Raw genomic sequence first — 23,648 nt, forward strand, 5'->3', positions numbered from 1 at the left:
AAAAGTTCTATAAAATCCTTACTCCGTTACCTTCTGCATCTTACCCGGATTGTTGATCTTATAGGGAACCGGATGCTTGCTCAGCTTCTTAGCAACGATTTTGCACTCGAACGTGACGATGTCGCCGACCGCGAGCTCGAGCTTTTTGAGCGTTGCGCTGTGGCTCGACCAGGCAGTTCCGACTTCGATCGCTGGCTCCAGTATGGAGACAGCTTCATAGATGATGACCTCATCATCGGTATCAGAGAAGTTGTTCGGCACTGTCGTAAACTCCGTAACGGTTGCCTTCATTTTTACTTTTTCTTCAGGAAGCTCCAGCTTAGGGGCTTTTTCTTTTTTCGTTTTTTCCTTAGCAGGCGCTTTCTCAGCAGGAGCAGCCTGCCCATCCTCAGCGACAACTTCAACCTTGGCTGATTTAACCGCTTTTGCCGGCTTTTCCTCCGGCTCAGCAGTCTCAAGCTCGTCCACTAAAGCAGCGTCTTCAGCAAACGCAGCACCCCGCTGGCTATAATTCGCCGCCTGCATTTCCTTCAAATAAGAGGGATGAATGCAGTGCAGCTGCTTCGTATCCAATTCAATGACAGCAGTCATTGGATCCACTAGGCCAACAATCGTGCAAGCAACATTCAGGCTATTACCTTTATAGAAAAAGGCCTTCGATTTTACCGCTTTTTCCGAAACTAAACCCCATTCTTTACACTGATCGATCAGCTCGGACTCATCTTCAAAACGAGTAAACGCAGCTGGTTGAATGGCGAACGCGTAATCCATATGTGATCAACCTTTCTATTCTATGTAGTGGGAAGGATTACTTCACTTCTTCCTCATTATCCTCATCTTCATTTTGATCAAAATCCTCGACTGCATCATCGTCTTCTTCCAAATCTTCATTTTCCTCTAGACGGAAATCATCGGTCTTTTCCCCGTCTTCCCAAATCTCCACGAAGAGTGCATCGCAATTCTCAAAAATAGCCGGCTTAAACGCAAGCGCTTTGTCCTCGTCCGGACCGACATAAACATTCTCAAGTGTTTCCCCATCAAACGAGAGGATGACAAAAATTTTCATAAGTAAGGATGCCTCCAATAAGGTGATAAGTATTATTATAACATACCGAGTGAATTGTTCGCATGAAGAGCGATTGATGGTTCATATACATTTATATAGCCTGTATTACCGGATCGAAAAATGGGCTCGTTCAGGATCCGTTGACAACGGGATGCGAAGGAGGAGTTCTAAGGATGGCGCTTCTAGTACTATGTATACTCGGCTGTCTGTCTGGTTTCGTGATTTTCAGGAGACATGTGATACCACGCAGCGCGGATCAAGCTATGAATGATGTTAAGCTGTCTATTATTATTCCGGCTAGAAATGAAGCGGACAATCTACCTCATTTGCTTCACTCGCTTAAAATTCAAACATTGGAGCCCTATGAAATCATCGTCGTGGATGATTTTTCGATCGACCAAACCAAAGAAATCGCGGAAAGCTATGGGGTTACAGTCATTTCGAATCCGGAGCTGCCTGACGGGTGGACGGGCAAAAACTGGGCTGTATGGAATGGCTACTCCCATGCGACGGGGGATCTCATTGCTTTCCTGGATGCAGATATTCGCTTTGCACCTCGAGCTTTAGAATGTTTGGTGAAGGCGCGGAATAAATTAGGTGGAGTCCTATCCATTGTACCCTACCATTATACGGAGAATCTACGAGAGAGGCTGGCGCTTATCTTCAACGTGCTTGGCGTATACGCGTTTACATCTCCTTTTGAAAATAATAATGCACAGAAGGGCCTCTATGGGTCCTGTATTTTAACGACAAGGGAAGATTATGAATCAATCAAGGGCCATGAAGGCATTAAGTCGGAAATGCTGGACGATCTGAATCTTGGCGGTGCTTATGCTAGGGCAGGCATCCCGGTGAACAATTTTATCGGCTATGGGCTGGTTTCTTTCCGCATGTATCCTCAGGGGTTAAAAAGCCAGATCCAAGGCTTCGGCAAAGGCGCTGTACTCAGTACGTCTAAGATAAAAGCAGGCACACTCACGCTAACCGCGATTTGGGTCATTGGGCTGATCCTCTCATCAGCTTTCCCTTTTTTCCTATCAACCTCATGGGGCGTTCCGCTTCTAATCGGCTACCTACTTTACATGGCACAGCTCTTTTATTTTGTAAAATACGTTGGTATGTTTGGCATTGTTATGCCTGTCTTGCATGTAGTGTCGACGTTATTTTTCATTATGGTCATGCTGTACTCGGTGTATCAGGTCGTATTTCTGGGACATGTGGCCTGGAAAGGACGGCACGTCAAAGTAGGAAGCAGGCGAGAGCAATGATCATCGTTTGGACGCTTTGTGCTTTTATATCGGGTGCGCTCATGTTTAGTTACTGGCTAGGTCGGTTGGCTCGGAAAAATCTTAGGAGTGTCGGTGACGGCAATCCTGGTGCTCTCAATTTATGGAAAGCGGCGGGTTATCGGCTGGGCATTGTCGGGGTTTTGCTGGATTTTATTAAAGGGTATTTAGTCATATTACTGGCCGTTGAGGTTGGCGGAATGTCAGGGTATGGACTGATCCCAATTGCGCTTGCGCCAATCCTCGGGCATGCTTTTTCACCTTTTTTACGTGGAAAAGGGGGCAAGGCCATCGCCGTCACCTTCGGCGTTTGGAGTGGATTGACACAGTTCGAGGTGTCGCTTGCTTTGGCTGTTATTTTGGCAGTCATGCTAGGTGGGATGAAGGTTATCTACAAATGGAAGCCCATATCGTCGGAGGCTGATGGTCAGCAGGTGGTGATCGGGATGCTGCTCTTGGGCGTTTATCTGTATGTGAGGGATGCTGCCGCCGTGCTGCTATGGGTGTGGTTGGGGAACACGCTGCTGATCATGCTGAAGCATAGGAAAGAGTTGGCTGCATTGGTGCATAGGAAGAAGGAGCAGAAAGAAGGGTCTCAGCATTGAGGGGGGGCCTACTTCTTACCACTTACTTCTTACCACTTACTTCTTACATTTAAAAGCATGTTTGTTTTGCTAAGTACCCAAGAATTTGGTATTTTGAAGATATTAAAGTTTTTATGCGTGAAGCACATGCCGTTACCTCCTTTTGCCGGAGCTAGCGGCGTKTTTATTTTCTTAGGATGCGGTAGTTGTGTTTCGAGTGCTCCAGCACCTCATCTACTCCAACAAACACTCTAACGCTGGAAAAACCAGCTTCCCAGCGGCTCATCTACTCCAACTGACACTCTAACGCTGGAATAACCAGCTTCACAACACCTCATCTACTCGAGAGCTGAATGAGTGAAGTTACTCGAAAAAGCCTAGTAACTCACTCACCCCATCACCCATACATACGCACCCCCTCCGTGGGAAAAACTAGGGTATACACGCGAAAGGAGTGTCACGGCTCATGGAGGATCGACTTACACGAAAAGAAGAACGCTTAAACACGGTCAGCCACGGAATTGGCGTGTGTTTAAGCGTCTACGGGCTCATCTTGCTATTGCAGCGGTCTGCGCTTTTTGAAGATTGGTTATACACGGCGAGCAATGTTGTTTTCGGAGCTTCGTTTTGCTTACTCTATGTGTCCTCGACGCTGCTGCATGGCATTCGCTCACCCAGATGGGGGAGACGCTTCGAAAAGCTGGATCATGCGGCGATATTCATCGCCATGGCAGGTTCATACACGCCGTTCCTGCTCATCACTTGGCACAGCCGCATGGCGATTGAACTTCTCATCGTCATTTGGGCGCTAGCGTTCGGCGGTGTGCGATATGTGCATCTCATTATTGGGCGATTTATGCCATGGGGGCTGCTGTTTTACTTGAGCATGGGAGCCTTCATGATGATCTTCATCGTCCCGTTATATGTACGACTGCCCCACATGGCGTTTGTTTGGCTCGGGCTCGGATTGATGAGCTATATCGTGGGTGTCCCTTTTTTCCTCTGGCGAAAATTACGCTATCACCATACCATCTGGCACCTGTTTGTTCTGGCTGGAAGTACCTGCCACTTTATCACAGTCTATTGCTACGTGATGCCAGCCATCCTATAAGCTTGGTCCGATCCGATTAATACTGAACTCTGTTTGACCAAGTATTTCAGCCTTCGTAAGCTTTCCTTCGGCCACTTCGCAGCTTTCCTGCCAAATCAACTCGCCAGCTTGCTCCAAGAGTTGCGTTCCGTCCAACATTGGCTCACATCCACATCCATGTTATCTAGAATTGTTTTGGAGAAGTTCAAGTCGCTACGCTTTGGCTAGATTTCTGCGAACATCAGATGGGGGGAAGCCTTTATATTTCTTGAACATTTTCGTAAAATAGTTCGCATTCCCGCAGCCAATTCGCTCTGAAATTTCCGTAACCGTCCATTCGGTTTCGCGAAGTAAACGGACGGATTCATTGATCCGCAGCCAGTTCATATAATCGATGAAGGTGCGTCCGGTAAGTTTTTTGAAGGTTTTGCAAAAATGGTACGGATTCAGATTCACAATTCGCGCTGCTTGTTCCACGGAAAGAGGCTCGGATAGCTGAGCTTCCATCTGCTGAATCAATGGCTTGAATGCTTCCGTATGCCTAACAGGAACAGGCTTGGCAGCGAATTTCTCTGGCAGAAATTGTCGCGATAACAAGGTGAATAGCAATTGGAAATTGAGTTTGATCACAAGCTCATATGCGGGATTCTTCTGTTCAAATTCAGCTGTCGATTCCCGAATGATTCGGTGATAGGGGGCTGCTTGTTCATCCTTGATTTTCAGCATGGCTGGTGGAAGTACGCGTCCGTCAAGAAAGGGCAAAATGTAGCGTTCATAGACAGCATCGGGGTTTACCATCCGCAGCAAGGACGCATTAAACACAACCGCTACATATTCCATTGGCTCATCAGATAAGCTATAGCCCACGTGCAAAGCACCAGCAGGGACGAAAAGCAGGTCACCAGCTTCGACCTCATACGGCCTGCTATCAATATGAAACACTGCTTTTCCGTATTGCATATCAATGATTTCAAAATGCTCATGCCAATGCAGATACAGAATAGTATCATCCTTCGCGCTATGTGAAGGACGGTTTCTATAGAAACGTATTGGGTAATTGCTGTCCCAAAGCGGCGTTCGTTCTTTTAAATCTTGCGGATAGGTCATCGGGTCGCCTCTCATTTCTTGAAGATGCAAGATAAGACTTAAATAGCGCAATATTGGATAGGGTGATTAGGGATAATCCTAGCTATAATACAAATATATCTTAACTTTACACCAAATTAGGAGTGATTTTCAATGGCGCATAGTAAGCTTCGAATTGGAACTTTAGTCGGTGGGGGTGATGCGATTCGTGTTATTCCGCAGATTGCCAAGCATGGCTTCGAATCGTACAGTCTGACCTTTTGGCAAACAACAGGTGAGATTGATTTGAAGGAAACAGCTAAACGTGTAGCTGAAATTGTTGACGAGCATGATGCTGTCATCTCGGCTGTTGGCATCTTTGGTAATCCGCTTACTGGCACTGGGGATAATCGGGATACACTCGCTAGCTGGGAGCGATTAATTGATCACGCACATTTATTTGGCGCTGATATTGTTAATGGCTTCACAGGCCGGATTACAGATCGCCCAATTGAAGAGTCTATTCCTAAGTTCAAAGAAGTGTTTGGCGAACTTGCGCGTAGAGCAGAGGATCGCGGGGTTCGTATTGCTTTTGAAAATTGTGATATGGGTGGTACCTGGAAAACGGGTGACTGGAACATTGCGCATAATCCGACGGCTTGGAATTTGATGTTTGATGCCGTTCCGTCTGCTCATCTCGGGTTGGAATGGGAGCCCTGCCATCAAATGGTGAGTCTGATTGATCCAATCCCACAGCTGCGTAAATGGGTGAATAAAGTGTTTCATGTACATGGGAAAGATGCGACAATTGCATGGGACATTGTTCGGGAGTACGGTGTTCATGGGAGTCAAGAATTCGTCTGGCATCGTACGCCAGGCTTCGGAGATACGAACTGGTCGGACGTCATTACGATTCTTCGTCAGAACGGTTATCAAGGCACGATTGATATCGAAGGTTGGCATGATCCTGTGTATCGTGGTGAGCTGGAGATGACAGGACAAGTACACGCGTTGAATTATTTGAAGCGCTGTCGCGGTGGTGATTTTGTACCAAACCCTGTGTAACTAGGTGGATAATAACACCTTAATTTTGTGCTAGTACGGATTAAGATTGTTTATTTAATGTCTAAAGCATCATTCATATAATAAAGGCATGGATTACACATTTCTTACATGCCAAGGAGGCAGAGACAATGCAAAGCAACGCGCCTTTATTATTGACCGATGAGCAAATGAGATCATTTATTACGAATGGCTGCTTACTTCTCAAAACCGATTTTCCACGTGAGTTCCATGAAAGTCTAGTTGAACAGTTGAACACGGTGTATACCGAAGAGGGCAATCCAGGCAACAATCTTTTGCCTCGAATTCGTGAGCTGCGTAAAGTATTCGATCATCCCGTCGTAACTGGTGCATTAACCAGTGTTCTAGGGCCTAACTATATGATGCATGCGCATCGGCATGGGCATTTCAATGCATCTAGCGTAGCCGGTGGTTGGCATAAAGATAGCTATTGGGGTTATAAAAGAATGCGCAATCATCACCCGCAATGGGCTATGATCATGTATTTCCCGCAGGATACACCTGTGGAATTAGGACCGACGGGCATCCTGCCAGGAACGCAAAACTATGAAACAAGAACCTTTGAAGGAAATGAGCAAGCGGGAGAGGTTTTGGCGAGTGGGGAAGCGGGTACTTTTGCGCTGATTCATTATGATATATGGCACCGGTCTACGCCGAATGTGCTGGGTCAGCCACGTTATATGTTAAAGTTTGAATTCATGCGTACCGAAATGCCGCAATCGCCAAGCTGGAATAATCAAGAGAGCGGATGGCGGAAGCCTGAGGGTTTACAATTGCCGATCGCAGAGCATGATCTGATGTGGGAAGAGTCGTGGAATTGGCTGTCTGGACAAGTCGGCAGCATCGCCAATACCCTTGCTTCCGATCCAGATCGGATCAAAGAATTGGCAGCGGGATTGAGCAGCTTCGAGCCGGATGCGATTAACGCTGCTTATGAGCTTGCGGCGAATGGACAGAGTGGCGTGGACGCATTGCTTCAAGGACTTCACAGCGATACTAAAAATGTGTCGCGGATTGCTGCATATGGCTTATCTGTAGCGGGAAGTGATGCGGTTGATGGATTGGTTGCGGCTTTGGCGGGTGCGAATGAGGGAGCGGAAGCGAATTCCGAGGAAGTCATTGCGCATGCCGTGTTTGCACTTGGTGAACTAAGGGGACTTGCTAGCGAAGTAGTACCTGCACTTGTGAATTTGATGCAGCATCCGTCGGAGACGATTCGCTGTGCTGTGGTTGATGCCCTTGGTCTCATGGAAACCGGGCACGATCAAGTGGTCGCCAGCTTAGCGGGGGCGCTGCAGGATGAGAGTGCACAGGTACGGTTTATGTCAAGCCTAGCCTTGTCCCGCTTAGGGGCAAGTGCCGAGGCAGCGATTCCCCAATTGGAAATCGCCTTGGATGATGAGAACCGCTATGTGCGTGCCCATGCGGCGGAATCCCTCCACTACATCGGAACAGAGCGAGCAAAGGATACGCTCATTAAGTTCCTGCTGAACGCGCGTTGGTGTCCAACGACGACAGCAAAGAATGCTTTTTATCCGTAAGCGCCTAGTTCCGATAGGCAGCGACAAAGCCCCCACATCGAAGGTGATTCGATGTGGGGGCTTTGTGTGTAGCATCCAACAAAAGATGGAAATTGTACAGCTATTTCTCACAAAATCACTAGATAAATTGAAATAACTGGAAAATATCCCGTTATTTTCGGCGCTTTCCGACGAAAGGAGAAGATCCCCAGATAATAGATGGAGGTTTTCCATCTATATTGATTTTTAGCTAGTTTTATAAGAAATTACCTACATTTTTTACAGTTAAATTTGCGCAGGCACCCGTTTGCCAAGTTTATAATCATAAAGTGGCCGCCAAATGGTCCTCATCGAACGCCCGTGGCCCCTTACAACCGCAACCATAACTCACCGCGGCCGCAAATCGCGGAATGCGGTCGGCTTAAACCCCGTTTGTTCCTTGAACATACGGGAGAAATACGACAATTCCATGCCGAAGGAATCGGCAATTTGGGAGACATTTAGCTCCGTGGTCATGAGCAGATCTTTGGCCTTTTCCGAACGCAGATGGTTCATATATTGAATCGGAGAGTACCCCGTAAACTGTTTGAACGCGTTGATGAAATAATTCGGATGATAATGCGCGAGCTGCGCCAATGTTTCTATTGAAACTTGATCCGCCATATGCTGCTCCATGTAACGCAGTACACTATTCATTTTCTCGTGGGTCGGTGTTGTTGCTAAATTCAGCTTCACAGATGCATTGCCATCAATAAATTCTGCGATAAGCTCATGTAGGATGCCAGTAACTCGGAACTCAGCCGATAAGGCATCACTTTGGCGATAGGCGATCAACTTTTCAAAAGTTTGTTGAAGCGCTACTGGATCCTTGACGACAATGGAAGGTGTGGTTTGCAGAATCTGAAAGAGATCCAAATCCCCGATTTTCGCTGTGAAATGGGACCAATATTTGCCGAAGGTATCATCACTAATTGTCCCATAGGCTTGGTCACTGCCAGCAGGAAGAAGGTAGAGCTCGCCGGGCCGTGGATAGTAAGTTTGATCGCCTACTTTTACAAAGCCTTCACCTTCCATGATAAAATACAGCCGATTTACTGGACAGGCAGGATTCTCGTCATTCCAGTTTTTCGGAACCTTCGTGTATGCCGCATAGTCGACATCGATTCTCGCTTTAGCAATGTATTTCTTCCAAAAGGTACGCTGGCTTGCATTCATTTCTGATTTCATAGCTTTATATTCCCTTTACAAAAAGTCGACATATACCGTCCGTAAATTGCTGCTTCGTGTATCCTAGTACTTCTTTATGGTACAAGTATTGATCTGGAAAAAGTGAAATCAGAATCGTATTGACCGTTAAGGGGACATCAATGTCCGCGATCTCGCCATGCTGAACGGAATGTTGAATCAGTGGCGCAAGAATATTACGAAGTCTGATAAAAAATGGCTTTTTGTGAATGCTGACGCTGCGTTTGTCCGCATGCATGGAGGAGATGACGAACAAGAGTGTGACATTCTCATCGACGAAATCGATAACATCATGAATGCAAGCAGATAACTGTTCTTGCCCAGATCCGCCCGGCGTAACTCTTGCGTATTTTTCTTCAAGATTATTAATAAATCGCGTGGTAGTGGACTTGATCAAATCGCTGCATACATCGCCAATATTCGCATAGCGGCGGTACAAGGTTCCTTGGCCCACACCGGATTCCTTCGCAATTTGATGCATAGTAACGGATTCTATATCATTCGTTTCCAGAAGGGTTCGAGCAGCAGCAAGGATGCGACGGCGATACTCTGTATCACGTTCTCCACGACGGCTGCTTGGTGAAATGTCTTCCTTAGCGGATTCACAAAAAACAAGGTTATGATCATCTGGATGTTTCATCTATTCGTTCCTCCTGATAGAGAGATCGTCCATGAAAAAATCATTTGACTTTGCGGACAATTGTCCGTAACATGAAGTAGCGGACAATTGTCCCGCATATATTGTAACACGATGAGAGAGAGATTGTCTAAGGAGGAGTTAGGAATGAGTCAAACAGCAGTATCCGGTGGAACGGAGCCAGAATTTAAGTTTACGAGCATTCTGGTGCCGCTAATCGCCATTATTACGGGCATATTCATGGTTATTCTCGACACGACAGCAATGAATGTTGCATTGTCTAAGTTGGTGGTTGACTTCAAAACAGATCTACCTACAATCCAATGGGCAGTCACGGGCTATATGTTGGCATCCGCTGCAGTAATTCCGTTAGCAGGTTGGTTATCAGACCGTTTTGGCGCGAAGAATGTCTTCCTAACGTCAGTGTTTTTATTTACAATAGCGTCACTTTTATGTGCGACACCTAACAGTGCTGAAATGTTAATCTTCTTCCGTATCCTGCAAGGCTTGGGCGGGGGCTTCGTTATGCCTGTCGCTATGGCTTATGTATACAGACTTAGTCCTCCTAACAAAATCGGTCAAGTTATGGGTATGCTAGGCGTACCTATTTTGTTAGCACCAGCCATTGGACCAATCTTGTCAGGTTGGTTAGTTGAGTACCACTCGTGGCACTGGATTTTCCTAATTAATCTGCCTGTCGGTATTTTTAGCTTAATTTTCGGATTATGGAAATTACCTGTTGTAGCTCGTAAAAAGGTTGCTGGCTTTGACCTGCCGGGGATGATTCTGGGCCCGATTGCTTTCGCATCGTTATCTTACGGGATCTCACAAGGTGCTTCTGGGTGGACTTCCGATAAAGCGCTTGGCGGTATGATTGTCGGTGCGCTTGCTTTAATTGCTTTCGTTATCGTGGAGTTGAAAGCGAAAATTCCTTTACTTGAGCTGCGCGTGTTCAAATCGTTCGATTTTTCATTCAGTATATTCATTCAATGGGTGATCCAATTCTGTATGTTCAGTGCGATCTTCCTACTTCCGCAATTCTTGCAGCAGGCGCGTGGTTTCGGCGCTTTCGAATCGGGGTTGACCACGTTCCCGCAAGCCATCGCGTCTGGTCTAATGATGCCAATTGGTGGTTATTTATTTGATAAAATTGGCGTTCGATGGTTAGTCGTTATTGGTCTTACGTTAGTTTCAGGAGCGATTTTCCAATATTCTCACATGGATTTGGCTACGCAAAGAACGGATCTCATCTTACCATTAGCTATGGCTGGTGCAGGTATGGGTCTTATGATGATGCCAATCAATTCTCATTTGATCAAAAAAGCTCCGCAAGATCTCGTCAGTCGCGTCACATCGTTGACGAGTGCTATGCAGCAAGTTATCAGCTCGTTCGGTGTTGCGATCGTGGTGACGATTCTTACTTCCCGCGTGACAACTTTGATTACAGAGCAAAAGCTTCCTGTGGGTTCCCCAGCAGAGATGCAGAAATCGATGATTTCCGTAGCGCCTGATGCATTTGGCTATACATTCAAAGTCATGATGGTGATTGCTATATGTGGCATTGTTCTTGGACTCTTCCTGCGCCGCGGCAAGACGGTAGCGCATCAAGAAGCCCGCACAGACGTTGCGTTAGAGGGATTGCACTAAGCTAACTAGCAAAGACAGCCTGTAAGTAGTTGTTTACTACTTACAGGCTGTCTTTTTTGTTGCTTTTTAAGGCAGGCGTACCGATGCGCGGTACAGCTTGCTATTCCACTCGACAGTGCTTTTGAGCGACTCGGCGACTAGGCGAAGCGGAACGTACATCCGGCTGTCGCCCATGATTTGCAAGGGGACTGGCACGGAAACGGACTTTCCGTTCACAGTAGCAACGGAGCTGCCATCCTTCAGCTTCAACGTGACGCCAGCATTGGTAATGGTCGCTGTTCTAGATGCAGCATCCCAAGAAAAATTGGCGTTCAATGCAGTAATAAATGGACGAATCGGGACGACAGTCGTTTCTTTATCGATAAAACCAGAAAAATCCGAAATGTATTGGCCATTAATATCAATTTGTACTTTAGGCTTATCCAGCTTGCGAACGACGAGCGCATTGCTGAGTTTCCTACCCGGGTAGGTCATCATGGTTCCGTTAGCATAAAGACCGGAGCTGGAGCCGCCATCCATATTCATCGCTTCTTTCAATCCGAGTGCGATCGAAATCGCAGCAAGCTCTGACAAGGTAGCGCTTGGTACGGTTCCCATAACGAGTCGGTTGGCACTGTCGATACCAACGAAACTTCTAGCAGCGGAAGATTGCGTAACTTTAGGGTCCGTAAAGCCATCTCGTTTAACATTGATATCCGAGGAGCCGTTCGTAACAAGCTTCGGACCTACGCCGATTGCGGACAGCCATGTTTTGGCATCGAGGTTGCTTCCGCCTTCACCTTTCGCAATAATATCCTTCGTAATTCTATCACCAACGTCCAACTTGGTCAGCACGTTCTGCTTATTGTTGGCACTGTTGCCGACAAATAGCACATAACCGCCTTCCGGGACTGATACGGATTCCTGCGTAATTCGTGTGACAAGTCCATCGCTGATCACCACTTTGGTCCCATTTGGAAAGCCGATCCAGCGTCCAAAATCCGACGTATACCAGACAATCTGGTCGGTGCTCGTTTCTCCGTAATATTTGTTAATACCCCAAGGATTAATGGTATAAGTGCCGCCACCCTCGCTGGTGCGAATGGCTATGTCGAGATTGACGAACTGAATGTCTGGCACTTTATCTTTGTTCAGAAATAACGTCTGATTTTCCCCGGAATGCATGGGCTCGCCAGATTTCAGCAGCGTCCCGTTGGGGTAGCGGATATAAGGATCAGACTCGTACGCGTTGAAAAAAGTTCCGTTAATCGCAGCGACACCGTTCTCTCGCTCTACGATCGATTGCATGGCATCGTCATGTCCGATCCCGCCGTCTGCTAATGCAGGAACGAGTTCTAGCGTTGGATCGGTGAGGTCAACCGTGACAACCTTAACAGTGAAATTTTTACCGGCAGCGTATACTAATTTCGTAGACGCGTTGACAGATGAGGAGTAGGCGGCAGATGCTGGTGCACTGTTAGTGAAAAGAGCTGCGCTAAGAAGCAGGGAAGCAGCAGGAATGAAAAGCTTTCTATGAAACATAAGTAGCGTCTCCTTTTAGTAACTTGGATGTCGAAATTTGCTGAAATATATACAGTCATTATAACATTCGGATACGATGTGGTGTTTAAGACGCATGTCTATTGATGTGGCTCAAGGTGGGGAAAACAACCGGGGCTGCAGCGACCAACTACAGAGTGGCTGAGGCTACCTGAAGCTGGATATTCCAGCGTCAGAATGTCAGTTCGAGTAGCTGAGGCTACCTGAAGCTGGATATTCCAGCGTCAGAATGTCATTTCGAGTAGCTGAAGCTACCTGAAGCTGGATATTCCAGCGTCAGAATGTTATTTTGAGTAGCTGAGGCTAACTGAAGCTGGATATTCCAGCGTCAGAATGTCATTTCGAGTAGCTGAAGCTACCTGAAGCTGGATATTCCAGCGTCAGAATGACAGTTCGAGTAGCTGAGGCTACCTGAGGCTGGATATTCCAGCGTCACTAAGTCGATTTTATCGAATTAGTCGAGGCCGATGACCCACGCCCCAAACAATGCAATAAGGGGCCATCCCCGCGTAGATGGATCTACACGGAGACAGCCCCTATACAGGTGAATCCTCAATTACCAAGACTTCCGCAGCGTAAACAAATCCTGCAGCTCATCATTCGAAAGCTCGGTAATCCAGCCTTCGGAGGAGGAAATGACGTTGTCGCTGAGGCTCATTTTGCTCTCGAGCATCTCGTCGATCCGTTCTTCGAGCGTGCCGAGCGAGATGAACTTGTGCACTTGCACGTTCCGCGTTTGGCCCATCCGATAAGCGCGGTCTGTCGCTTGGTTCTCGACCGCGGGGTTCCACCAGCGGTCGAAGTGGAACACGTGGTTTGCCGCGGTCAAATTCAACCCCACGCCGCCGGCTTTCAGCGACAGCACGAAGATATTCGGTCCATCGCCGTCGGCGGCTTGGAACCGATCAATCATGCGGTCGCGCTCCTGCTTCGGCGTGCTCCCGTTGAGGTAGAACACCGGCTCTCCGCGCTGCTTCGAAAGCACATTCGCCAGCATGCGGCCCATGCCCACATACTGCGTGAAGATCAAACACGAATCGCCCTCGTCGCGGAGCTCATCGACCATCGCAACCAACCGCTCTAGCTTCGCCGAGCGCAGCACCAATTCACCGCGTCCATCCTCGCTCTGTGCCATTTCCTCGGCCAGCTCCGCTTCCTTCGTGAGCAGCATCGGATGATCACACAGCTGCTTCAGCTGTGTCAAAGCGCCAAGGATCGCGCCTTTGCGCTCCATGCCCTCGAGCTTTTGCATCCGCTCCATGAGATCCTTGACGGTCTGCTCGTACATGGCGCCTTGTTCTGCCGTCAAGTTGATGTAAACCTTCATTTCCAGCTTGTCCGGCAAATCGAGCTGGATAGCCGGATCTTTCTTTTTGCGGCGCAGCATGAAAGGTTTAACCAATTGCTGAAGCTGCGAGGTCCGTTCCGCATCCTGATGCTTCTCAATTGGATTCGCGAAGCGGATTTGAAAGCCGCGCTGATTCCCGAGGTAGCCCGGATTCAGGAAGTCATAAATGGACCACAGCTCTGATAATCGATTCTCAATCGGCGTACCCGTAAGGGCTATCCGATGAACTGCGTTCAACGAACGGATCGCGGCGGACTGTTTGTTTTGGGCGTTTTTGATATTCTGCGCTTCGTCCAGACAGAGAGAGCTCCATGTGTACGGCTGAAGTGTCTCTTGATCCATGAGTGCTGTCGTGTAGGAGGTGAGGACAATATCGACTCCTGTCAAAGCATCATCCAATGCACCGCCACTCAATCGGCTTTTCCCGTAATGCAGCATGACGTTAAGCTCAGGAGCGAAGCGCGCAAGCTCCTTCTGCCAGTTGCCAAGCACGGAAGTCGGGCAGATGAGTAGAGCAGGCTGCTCAGAGACGGGCTTATGGTGCAGTAAATACGTAATGAATTGGACAGTTTTACCAAGTCCCATATCATCGGCTAAGCAAGCGCCAAGCCCGAACTTCCGCAGGTAACTCAACCATGTAAACCCTTGGTGCTGATAACCACGAAGCTCGGCGCGCAACCCTTGTGGCACCGGAATAAGCTCTAACTCTGAAGGCTGTGCAAGCTGCCGTAACATCACTAACAGATGCTCATTCAGCTCAACCTCTAGCTGTAACCGGGCTTCTTCTTCTGAATCAATCTCATCATGACTCTCGCCATCCCACGAAGACTTCACCTTATCTCGTTCCAATTCACTCAATAAATGAAGTTGGAAAATATCTTGCAGAGATAAGCCCTCAGCCGGATCAATGCTATCCATCAATCTGCGAATTTGATCTAAGAAAGCGGGGTCCAAATAGATCCACTGCCCGCGGAAACGGATAAGCCGCTCGTTGCGGGTGAGCAGGCTGTTGAACTCGGCTTCGCTCAATTCGGAATCTCCGATGGCAATTCGCCAATCGAAATTGACGAGCGAGTTCATGCCAAACAAGGACTCGCTTTTGCCGCCACCGCCAGCACCGCCGCCTGCTTCTGCAGCGACCTTAGCACTGAGTCGGGGCTTCCGTTTAGCTGCTGCTTCCCACCAGGCTGGCAACATCACATTCCAGCCGTCCTCTAGCAAAATACGACTGTCCTTGGTCAGGAATGTCCAAGCCGAGTCATCGCTCATTGGATGCGCGAGCAATTCCCCGTCATCGGCCATACGAGGTAAAGCTTCAAGCAACCGAGTCACCCAACCGGGAGCACGCTCAACGACGAAGGGACTCCATTCCGATGCCCAAGCGCCCGAAGCTGTACCATCCACATGCAAGCGAATTGGTGTGAGCAAAGTACTGTCATGTTTATCCTGCAGCACGAGTCGCAGTCGCCACTCATCTTCGAGTTCATCAGGTTCTAGCAGCTGTAAGGCAGGGCGGAAAGGCGCAAGATCCGGTCGCCAGCCCATGGCAGAGAGCCATTCATTCTCGGTGAATGCAGCAGGAGAATCATCTGCGACAATCACCCTCCGGTTATCCGTGAATAAAGCTGGATAATCCCGCCGTAAATCCGCCATCGCTGCATCATCTGCATAATGCGCTTCCATGACTGCAGCCGAAAAGGCAGCACGTAATCCCTTCAAACCCTCACCCAGGTCATCCATCCGTTCCAACGTGTGCCAATCTATTTCCGCCAGTTCATCTGAACTGCGATCCCAAGTCCATTTCAACTGCCCATTACGAAAGTCCTCGTAGCTCGGAATATACAGCCCTTTCTGAGCGGCTTCATAGAGGAGCGGAGCCACACGCAGCATGTGTTGCGCKGACTCCGTACCCATCTCCCAGCTAACAATGTCCATGAAGTTCGGATCTGCAAAGAAAGGCAGCACTTGCTCCACAGGGAGTATGGTCACTGCCAACTCGCCAGCTTGTTGTGTCTCAAGTAATGTGCCGTATAGGGAAGGAGCATGCCAGGTGAACAATAACTTACGGAAGTGATCGCCGGAGACATCTCTTCCATCCTTGAAGCCCCACAGCAAGGCATCTCCACCATCCGTTAGGGACATACATAACGACATTTCATGCAATTTGGTGCTCATTCTAGCAGCTTCCCTTTCTTCAATTCTTCCTGCAAGGCGCGCAGCCTGCTAAACCGACTGACGAATCGGGTGAAGAATGCTTCCCATCGTTCGGGTTGCTTCATTTTTTTGTATACTTTTTCCAAACGCTTCAACAGACGAACGGCCGATTTGTAATCATGACGGTTTTTGAGGCGAATATAGTGCTCAACAGCTTGATGATAATAGGGAAGTAGTAGCTCAGGCGACTCCTTCTCAATGGGCTGAAGCACATTCACGCGATGTGTGAACGGGTCGTAGCCCTGCGCAATTTGCATTTCGATCCATGGCTTCCATTGGCGTCTCTCATAGTAGAGCGTCTCAATTATTCGGTAGGAGGCAGGTAGTAGTTCTTCTAACGACGCCCACATGAAGGCTTCCGCATCGTCAGCAGTGTGAGCAACCGCAAGTTTCCAATAAGCAGCGTACGCTTCGATCTCATGATGTCTTTTTCCACTATAAAAAGAACTCAATCTTCGCAGCCAATGAACAATCTCACGCCAATCCTGAGCATGCTCCATGTAGGCAAGGAACGGCAGGAACAGAAGCGCTGGCGCTTCCTTGAAGGAAGCGTGCGACGCAATGGCATCCCATGCTTTGTTCGACTTCGCTTGACGAAGATACAGATACGCACGTCCTGCGCAGAGAGAAAGCGAGAGATCCGCAGCCTCCATCGCTTCAAATGCAGTAACCTCGGAAGCAATCAGGTTTTCCTCACTAGTAACCTCAGAATCAGCCAAGCTTTCCTCTTTCCCTACCTTGAAAGCCCAAAACGTCGTAAACACCCGGAAGTGGTGTAGCTTTTTCGGTGACTCAATAGCCATTTGCGCACGAAGATAAGAGGAAGTCTGTGTTAATCTTTCTCTATTCCTTAAGCCGTTCAACGCACCCGAAGCTTCCTTCAACCAATCATCAAGCTCATCACTCAAATGATAAACGGTTGCGGCCGTATAAAACGTAACGCCAGCTTGTGCGTTYTGCTCGACAATTTTACGCAGGATGAATAGCCTCTGATGAAAATCGAAATAGAACTGATCCGCCTCGGAGAAAGGAATCATCGTTCGCTTGAGATTCGCGAGCTGCCCCCGCAGTAATTCAACATAGTTCCATTGATCGTAGGATGGCTTGAGGTGATATGTATAATGATCCATGAATTTGTGCCAGCCCTCAACGGTCATCCCAGGCAGATTCTCCAAGGTAGATACGTTAGAGGACTGAGCAGCTACCCGTTTCAACGCCATCTTGGCATTCATAATTTGTGAAGCCGGATAGCCTTGTCGATCGGCTAACTCCATCAATGCGGCAGCGACATGCTTACAGGCAGACTTCACCGGGCAAGTACATTCACTTGTCTTCAATTGATTGAGGTCAATCCCGACCATACATTTCTCGCCAAACTCTTCTACTACGGCGTGAACCTTCCTTATCTCGGGAGCAATTATGAGAGATGTAACCATCTCCTGTTTATAAAAATGAAAGCCTCGACTTAGCGTAACTTCGTTATACGTTTCAGCCACATACTCGAGTAATTTCGACCACTGGTCATCATTCAGAACGGGTGTAGAAGACATGAATAAACTCCTTCGGGTACTTACAATAGGAACACATGTCTCTATTATAAAATGTCGGGATCAACTTGTAAATTTTACAGGGACAATTTATACTTTCCACTTGTTTTTAACCTTCACTTGACTTTCCTTACTGTAATAATTATAATTACAGTATACACTAATATTTCTAGTGAAGGTGGCGAGGCGTATGTTGAACATTGCAATTAGTGATTGGGTTGTCGCAACAACAAGTGATGATGAAATGGTACATGGATATGTGGAAGCGATCGCTTGGCAGCATGGTATCGCCTTCGTTCATGTCATCGCTTCTGATCAAGATGAAATTATTGGACATCAAATTGAAGTGAAACTCTCCAGTGTGAAGGCATTGCCAGTAAGCGGACTGGATACAGAAGCTAGCGTGCGCAGTATGATCGATCTCGCCTTATCGCTCAGAGATGAAGTATGGTTCTTAGAACTTTCTGCAACTTTGCTCGCCTTGCAGTCCAACGAATTAAAGACGGCCAAAGACAAAGTGTTCCACGGTTTCTACCAGAACCGACTAGGCGTGGATCAGCTGTAGTGGTTAGGAATATAGAAAAAAGCCAATGTACACGATCACTTGCTACGCAAGTTAATCGGTAGATTGGCTTTTTGTTTTAGGGCTTACTGCGAAGCCGCGGTATTCCCAGGGGGTTTAGAAGCTGTCACACCCTTTGCCACTTCCGCGGCGAATAGCGTTTGCATTTCGGCAATCTTTTTAGCGTCAGCCGCCTCAATTTTATCAGCGAAATACTTTTCTACAAACAACTCCCAGGTCGGAACGACCTTCTGCGTCGTAATGGTCTTCACGGCCGTTTTGATCAATCGGCGCTCTTTGGCATTCGTGTACATATCGACATATTGCTGCTTGCGATCAAAGTCTAGATCGGTGAAGATTGCGCGGAATACGTCCGCGGTCATTCGGGCATCGTCCAAGGCTCTATGTGCAGAGCCCTCGGCTACGATATTTAGATCAATAAGTGCGGCTTCCACGCTGACGTCATTCGTTACTTTTTTGAAGCGGGTGAATCCCTTAAGTAAGTCGAAATAGTCCGCAGCCATCCAATAAGCATCGTCGAGCTTGTGCATGCGGGTATCAAACACGATCCGTTTCAAATCTTCGCCGCCCCATGTGACCAACAGCAGCTCCTCACTCCGTCCGAGCCATTCCAAGAAATCAGCAATTACCTTTCGGAAGCCAGCGGCTTCATCGATATCTTCTTGGGGAATCCCTGTTTTCTTCTTAATAAAAGCATTCAATTTGGAGAAATAGACCGGCTTAATCAAAGCTGAAAATTCATCTATTTGCTTAAGAGAAGCGTCTAAACGAACAGCGCCTATCTCAATAACCTCCATCGGTAAATCACTGGCAAACTTTCGACCGTTAAATTCGATGTCTAATATAATGTAATCCATGTTGCGGGCCCCCGTTTCATCTCTATCCTATCATTTTAGCAGAAAAAGCTTAGGTTGCCATCTTCTGTTTCCGATAAACGGCACGCAGCACTAGGCTAAATATGAATCCAGAGAGTGACATAACCGATACCAACATATATAACTGTTGTCCACCAAATACTTGATAGAACCATCCACCCAGATATGAAGCGACTATTCCTGAGATCCCGAAGAAAATGATGGCTAGAACAGTTTGTCCCGTAGCACGCCATTCTTCAGGGACGATTTGATATAAATACTGAATCGCAGCCGAGTAGAAGATGGGAAATGTAAAGGTTTGAAGGAGTTGGATCGCGACGAGTACATGCGGATCCGTCACCCAAGCGCTGATAAAGAAGCGCAAGAAATAACACAGTGCAGCAATCGAAATAAGCGCTAATTCCTTGCCTTTTCGTAGCCACCAAAAGCTAAGTGCAAAGACCAGAATCTCACTACCCGCTGCCAAAAACCAGGCGATACCGACCAGATGATTGCTGCCGCCCAATTCACGGATATAAACACCAAGGAACGTGTCGTTGATCCGTTGCGGAACTGCGCAAATAAAGATAAGCACCATAAACCATATTGTTTCTCTATTTCCTAAGAAATTTCGTAGACTTCGAAGTGAGATCGGCTTACCCGTCACTGGCGCATCAGGCAGCGCGAGACAAATCAGCAAGCTGATCAATCCGAATCCGCCAAAAAGGTACGCTAAGCTATGAATGCCAAAGTACTGCGCGGAATAACCAACGACCAAGGACATCACGGCATACCCAACCGCACCGAAGGTACGGATAGAACCATAGCTAGTGCCCACAGCTTCCGCGGTCTGGAAATTAAGGCTTTCGGTTAAAGGATCTAGCGGCATTAAGAAAAAGTAGAGCAGCATGGTGAATAGGAGAAGGACGATAAAGCTTTTGGAGTCATATAGTAGAAATCCTATGATTGTCGAGAAGAATATAAGGACTAGCATGACTTTTTTGATCGTTTTCGTCCGATCGCTAATCATCCCCCATAACGGCTGTGAAAAGATAGCGATAAAGCCGCCGGTCCCGATGATGAGACCGATCCGCGATGTGGAAAGCCCCTGTGCGTCTAAGTAGACGGGCAGGAATGAAACGAAAAGTGCGAGTAAAGCAAAATACATAAAATTAAAAGATCGTAATAAGTTGGATGAATTCATGCTGACCTAACCTTCCTTGATGTACTAGCGCGATGCTGTCGTAGAGATACATTTTACCACAAATGAATGGATAAGTTTTCAGTCCCTGAAAACGGCTTTCTAATTAGCGATAAAAATTATCACGAGCGGATCTCAGATGGGTTAGTGCCTGTTACTTTTTTGAACTGGCGGCTAAAGAAATAAATGCTGCGATAGCCTAGCGCTTCAGCAACTTCACTAACATTCATACCGAGCTTCAGCAAATAAGTGGCGCGCTCAATTCTTTTCTGAATGAGATAGGATTCAATCGTTTGGCCGATGATCTCTTTAAATTTTAAAGAAAAGTAGCGTGGTGAGAGATGGGCTTCTTTCGCTAAATCTTGAATACTGTGCTGACGACCAGGATCTTGCCTAATCTGCGCCGCGATATCCATCATCACTCGGTTCATCGGGCGTCGTGCAGGGTCACCTTGAGATTGATGAGCAGGTGCTTGACGTTCAAAAAGCAAGAGTATTAACTTCAGCAACGCTTGTGCTTCTTCCTCGTGCCCATAAGCTTCCGTCAGACGTACATGTACGAAACGATCTAGGTAGCTTTCATGGAACTCCGCGGGATCGAAGTGGACGAAGGACGGGAATGATATCGGAAGTGTATGATCCCCTAAGGCTGAGAAATGAATATAAGTAACCGTGAGCGGGCGATCTGGATTATGTTTGGCACTCGATAGATCCCCAGGTCTGAAGAGAAAACAATCGCCTGCTCGAACAGGGTAAATCTTACTATTTAAGGTGACCTCACCTTCGCCATCCCATACATACCAGAAATCGTAGTCTGTGAAGGGTTCGTTTTCGCGGCTCCATTTCCAATTCACTTCACAATGTACCTTTCCGAAGAAAGGGTTTAGCTGCAGCTCCAGAGTTGAGAATGAGGACATGTAACCTACCAGCTCCTTATGTAAAATAGTGCAAATTGTCATGTGCTTTACTGCATTTATATTACTACCTTCTATTCTTATAATAAAGATATAAATAGTCAAATTATTTAAACGGAGGGGCACTCATTATGGCGAAAGCAGAAGCAACAAATCTAACGCCCGAAGAAATTTCAGCTAAGCTTTATCGGTATGAGCGTATTGCAGATAAAATTGATGGCTATGAAAATTGGAATGAGAACCAACTTGCCAGTTATCGGAGAGATGGCTTTGCAGCGGTCGAACATGTATTAAATGAAGGAGAAATTCAGATCTCGATAGAAGCCCTGAACGATCTTATTTTTAAAGATGATAAAGGTGCACAGATTCAGTTCTCAAAACCGAGAAGTGAGTTGAAAACAGAAGAAGAGCTTGAGAATGCGATCCGTAAGCTTAATGATTTTGTGCAAGTCGAAGAACGGTTGAGAAGGATTGCGGAGCATCCGGCCATTTTGGCAATGGTTGAGGATATTCTGGGTGAGACTCCGAGACTTGTTCAGAACATGGCGTTGCTAAAGCCTCCGCATGGTGGTGGTGAGAAGCCATGGCATCAAGATATGGCCTACGGCAATTTGGCTTATGAGAAAGCAGTCGTTGGGGTGTGGATCGCATTAGATGAAGCTGCGCTGGATAATGGCTGTATGCATGTCATCCCTGGGTCCCATGCCGATGGGGCAACGCCTCATTATGCGATACGGGATTGGCAGCTTTGCGATTCCCATGTACAAGTGGAGAGGGATGTTGCTGTACCCTTATTGCCTGGAGGAATCCTATTGTTCCACGGGTTACTCAAGCATGGAACACCGTATAATCTATCAACGAAAAAACGTCGTGCCTTGCAGTTTCATTATGCAGGTGATTCTGCTGCTAAACTTACGCCGAAAGAGTATAAACGATTTTTTACAAATGAGATGAGCGGGGCGGAATGTTAGTGAATAAAGTGTCCTCTTTCCGATATTGGAAAGGGGACTTTTTTTCCGATTTATCTGGAAGTAGAAGTCCAAGGAAGAAAGTAGATTCAAACGAAAAGCAGCGGCTGCACCTCGTATCATAAGGTGCAGCCGCTGTTGCTCATTCTGCGGATTCAGAGCTGTCCGATCCATGCAGAATGGACTCAAAGTACTTTTTGTTATGCAGGATATTCCGGTCATCGGGTCTGTAGCTTCGGGCAATTTCATTGTGTGTATAGGCTTTTGCATGATCCCCAAGATTGTCATAACAGACACAGAGCTGTAAATGTGGCAGCCAAGTTGAAAATTTAGGATTAGCAAATCCCCAATTGTGTGCAGGAACCTGTAATTCTGTTGCTAATTTGTACCAAAAAACGGCTGGTTCGTATTGCTTGCGGATTAGAAAATAATAGCCTAAACGACAACAGAACTCGGCACGTGGACTATCATACTGAAAGGAGCGGAATACGGAATGTAATTCCATTTCACTGTTGCCTAGCTGTTGGTAACAATCCGCGAGCTTGCTGCAGGAGGAGATTTCATCCTCCGTCCAGCCTTTTCCGGTTTCCAAAAATTTATTGTAATAAATGATGGCTTTGGCGTATTTGTTGTGATCATTTAATTCATTCGCGTAGTAATATAAGTCCCTAGGCGTGAACGTCTCTCCACGCAGCAGCCTGTTCTGGAATATTTTGATATTCCTGTCGCTCCTCTTATGGATTCTGCAATGCGTAACGGTAATGTCAGAGTCCACAATATTTCCGCGAACCTCCAAATATTCGTGGATCGCTCCAAACCATTTGAACTGATTCTCCCGTTTCACCAACCGATTACGCTTAAACCTGAAAGTCGGGGTGCCAAATTCATCAAACGCATAATTATAAAACATCGTTACCGAATCAACCGAAGGCGCCAGATCTRTTTTTAACGCTACGAGCTTGTTGCTATCTTCTTCTGTTAACATGTCATCCGCATCCAACCATAAAATGTATTCCTTCGTGGCTTGGCGGAAAGCAAAGTTACGCGCTGCCGAGAAGTCATCTATCCATTTAAAATCGTAGATGCGATCCGTAAAGGAACTTGCAATCGATTTCGTTTGGTCGGTTGAACCGGTATCTACTATTATGATCTCGTCAACCGCTTTCGCAACGGAAGATAAACAAGGTCGAAGTGTATTCTCCTCATTTTTAACAATCATGCAAAGGCTTATGGTGATCATAGTGTTCACTCACTTTC

General features: G+C 47.1%; 21 protein-coding genes. 8 read left to right on the forward strand and 13 right to left on the reverse strand.

The genetic code is table 11. From position 1 onward, the window contains the following. Positions 1 to 18 precede the first annotated feature (18 nt). Both AC1DVJ_RS23480 and AC1DVJ_RS23485 read right to left on the reverse strand, forming a co-directional pair. Entirely contained in the window at positions 19 to 771 is a 753-nt protein-coding gene (locus tag AC1DVJ_RS23480; RefSeq protein WP_477593857.1) for a hypothetical protein, read from the reverse strand. A 37-nt stretch (positions 772 to 808) separates the two neighbouring features. Next, on the reverse strand, positions 809 to 1,066 hold the full coding sequence (locus AC1DVJ_RS23485) for a hypothetical protein (protein WP_477593859.1): 258 nt from the start codon (positions 1,064 to 1,066) through the stop codon (positions 809 to 811). A 173-nt stretch (positions 1,067 to 1,239) separates the two neighbouring features. Between AC1DVJ_RS23485 and AC1DVJ_RS23490 the strand changes: the two genes are divergently transcribed. From AC1DVJ_RS23490 to trhA, 3 genes are all read left to right on the forward strand, one after another. Beyond that, complete coding sequence (locus AC1DVJ_RS23490; protein WP_477593861.1) at positions 1,240 to 2,334, forward strand: glycosyltransferase; 1,095 nt, start codon at positions 1,240 to 1,242, stop codon at positions 2,332 to 2,334. Continuing rightward, the gene (locus AC1DVJ_RS23495) at positions 2,331 to 2,957 is read left to right on the forward strand and encodes a glycerol-3-phosphate acyltransferase (protein ID WP_477593863.1); all 627 of its coding nucleotides are present in this window, start codon (positions 2,331 to 2,333) and stop codon (positions 2,955 to 2,957) included. The genes AC1DVJ_RS23490 and AC1DVJ_RS23495 overlap by 4 nt, the downstream gene beginning before the upstream one ends. A 445-nt stretch (positions 2,958 to 3,402) precedes the next feature. Beyond that, positions 3,403 to 4,047 (forward strand): PAQR family membrane homeostasis protein TrhA, encoded by a 645-nt coding sequence (gene trhA, locus AC1DVJ_RS23500; RefSeq protein ID WP_477593865.1) that lies wholly within the window; start codon positions 3,403 to 3,405, stop codon positions 4,045 to 4,047. Here trhA and AC1DVJ_RS23505 read toward each other — a convergent pair. Then, positions 4,042 to 4,185, reverse strand: a complete 144-nt coding sequence (locus tag AC1DVJ_RS23505) for a hypothetical protein (protein WP_477593867.1) — start codon at positions 4,183 to 4,185, stop codon at positions 4,042 to 4,044. The two genes, trhA and AC1DVJ_RS23505, sit on opposite strands and share 6 nt — an antisense overlap. A gap of 54 nt (positions 4,186 to 4,239) precedes the next feature. Then, entirely contained in the window at positions 4,240 to 5,133 is an 894-nt protein-coding gene (locus AC1DVJ_RS23510; protein WP_477593869.1) for a helix-turn-helix transcriptional regulator, read from the reverse strand. Between the two features lie 132 nt (positions 5,134 to 5,265). Here AC1DVJ_RS23510 and AC1DVJ_RS23515 point away from each other — a divergent pair, with 132 nt between their 5' ends. Then, positions 5,266 to 6,156 (forward strand): sugar phosphate isomerase/epimerase family protein, encoded by an 891-nt coding sequence (locus AC1DVJ_RS23515; protein ID WP_477593871.1) that lies wholly within the window; start codon positions 5,266 to 5,268, stop codon positions 6,154 to 6,156. 128 nt (positions 6,157 to 6,284) lie between these two features. Then, positions 6,285 to 7,715 (forward strand): HEAT repeat domain-containing protein, encoded by a 1,431-nt coding sequence (locus AC1DVJ_RS23520; RefSeq protein ID WP_477593873.1) that lies wholly within the window; start codon positions 6,285 to 6,287, stop codon positions 7,713 to 7,715. A 366-nt stretch (positions 7,716 to 8,081) separates the two neighbouring features. On the opposite strand, the gene AC1DVJ_RS23525 is transcribed toward AC1DVJ_RS23520, so the two are convergent. After that, positions 8,082 to 8,921, reverse strand: a complete 840-nt coding sequence (locus AC1DVJ_RS23525) for an AraC family transcriptional regulator (protein ID WP_477593875.1) — start codon at positions 8,919 to 8,921, stop codon at positions 8,082 to 8,084. Between the two features lie 4 nt (positions 8,922 to 8,925). Further along, on the reverse strand, positions 8,926 to 9,579 hold the full coding sequence (locus AC1DVJ_RS23530; RefSeq protein ID WP_477593877.1) for a TetR/AcrR family transcriptional regulator: 654 nt from the start codon (positions 9,577 to 9,579) through the stop codon (positions 8,926 to 8,928). Positions 9,580 to 9,723: 144 nt separating this feature from the next. Between AC1DVJ_RS23530 and AC1DVJ_RS23535 the strand changes: the two genes are divergently transcribed. Beyond that, positions 9,724 to 11,223: an MDR family MFS transporter gene (locus AC1DVJ_RS23535; RefSeq protein WP_477593880.1), complete on the forward strand. Its 1,500-nt coding sequence runs from the start codon at positions 9,724 to 9,726 to the stop codon at positions 11,221 to 11,223. 66 nt (positions 11,224 to 11,289) lie between these two features. On the opposite strand, the gene AC1DVJ_RS23540 is transcribed toward AC1DVJ_RS23535, so the two are convergent. The 3 genes from AC1DVJ_RS23540 to AC1DVJ_RS23550 all read right to left on the reverse strand — a co-directional run bounded on the left by AC1DVJ_RS23540 (position 11,290) and on the right by AC1DVJ_RS23550 (position 17,874). Further along, positions 11,290 to 12,744, reverse strand: a complete 1,455-nt coding sequence (locus tag AC1DVJ_RS23540) for a stalk domain-containing protein (protein WP_477593883.1) — start codon at positions 12,742 to 12,744, stop codon at positions 11,290 to 11,292. Positions 12,745 to 13,318: 574 nt separating this feature from the next. After that, positions 13,319 to 16,285 carry a DEAD/DEAH box helicase gene (locus AC1DVJ_RS23545; RefSeq protein ID WP_477593885.1) on the reverse strand — a complete coding sequence of 989 codons (2,967 nt, stop codon included), beginning with the start codon at positions 16,283 to 16,285 and terminating at the stop codon, positions 13,319 to 13,321. Next, a complete protein-coding gene (locus tag AC1DVJ_RS23550; protein WP_477593887.1) occupies positions 16,282 to 17,874 on the reverse strand; it encodes an SWIM zinc finger family protein in 1,593 nt (530 codons plus the stop codon). Before AC1DVJ_RS23550 ends, AC1DVJ_RS23545 begins: the two co-directional genes overlap by 4 nt. Before the next feature lie 187 nt (positions 17,875 to 18,061). Here AC1DVJ_RS23550 and AC1DVJ_RS23555 point away from each other — a divergent pair, with 187 nt between their 5' ends. Further along, positions 18,062 to 18,436, forward strand: coding sequence for a hypothetical protein (locus AC1DVJ_RS23555; protein WP_477593889.1), 375 nt, complete (start codon positions 18,062 to 18,064; stop codon positions 18,434 to 18,436). Positions 18,437 to 18,519: 83 nt separating this feature from the next. Here AC1DVJ_RS23555 and AC1DVJ_RS23560 read toward each other — a convergent pair whose 3' ends face one another. From AC1DVJ_RS23560 to AC1DVJ_RS23570, 3 genes are all read right to left on the reverse strand, one after another. Then, positions 18,520 to 19,311, reverse strand: a complete 792-nt coding sequence (locus tag AC1DVJ_RS23560) for a 3'-5' exonuclease (protein ID WP_477593891.1) — start codon at positions 19,309 to 19,311, stop codon at positions 18,520 to 18,522. A 49-nt stretch (positions 19,312 to 19,360) separates the two neighbouring features. Then, positions 19,361 to 20,512 (reverse strand): MFS transporter, encoded by a 1,152-nt coding sequence (locus tag AC1DVJ_RS23565; protein ID WP_477593895.1) that lies wholly within the window; start codon positions 20,510 to 20,512, stop codon positions 19,361 to 19,363. Positions 20,513 to 20,631: 119 nt separating this feature from the next. Further along, complete coding sequence (locus AC1DVJ_RS23570) at positions 20,632 to 21,426, reverse strand: AraC family transcriptional regulator (RefSeq protein WP_477593897.1); 795 nt, start codon at positions 21,424 to 21,426, stop codon at positions 20,632 to 20,634. Positions 21,427 to 21,554: 128 nt separating this feature from the next. Here AC1DVJ_RS23570 and AC1DVJ_RS23575 point away from each other — a divergent pair, with 128 nt between their 5' ends. Beyond that, a complete protein-coding gene (locus tag AC1DVJ_RS23575) occupies positions 21,555 to 22,394 on the forward strand; it encodes a phytanoyl-CoA dioxygenase family protein (protein ID WP_477593900.1) in 840 nt (279 codons plus the stop codon). Positions 22,395 to 22,533: 139 nt separating this feature from the next. Here the strand turns inward: AC1DVJ_RS23575 and AC1DVJ_RS23580 are convergent, their stop codons facing one another. After that, positions 22,534 to 23,631 carry a tetratricopeptide repeat-containing glycosyltransferase family 2 protein gene (locus AC1DVJ_RS23580; RefSeq protein ID WP_477593902.1) on the reverse strand — a complete coding sequence of 366 codons (1,098 nt, stop codon included), beginning with the start codon at positions 23,629 to 23,631 and terminating at the stop codon, positions 22,534 to 22,536. Positions 23,632 to 23,648 lie beyond the last annotated feature (17 nt).

Source organism: Paenibacillus sp. P4_A9 (assembly GCF_056402415.1).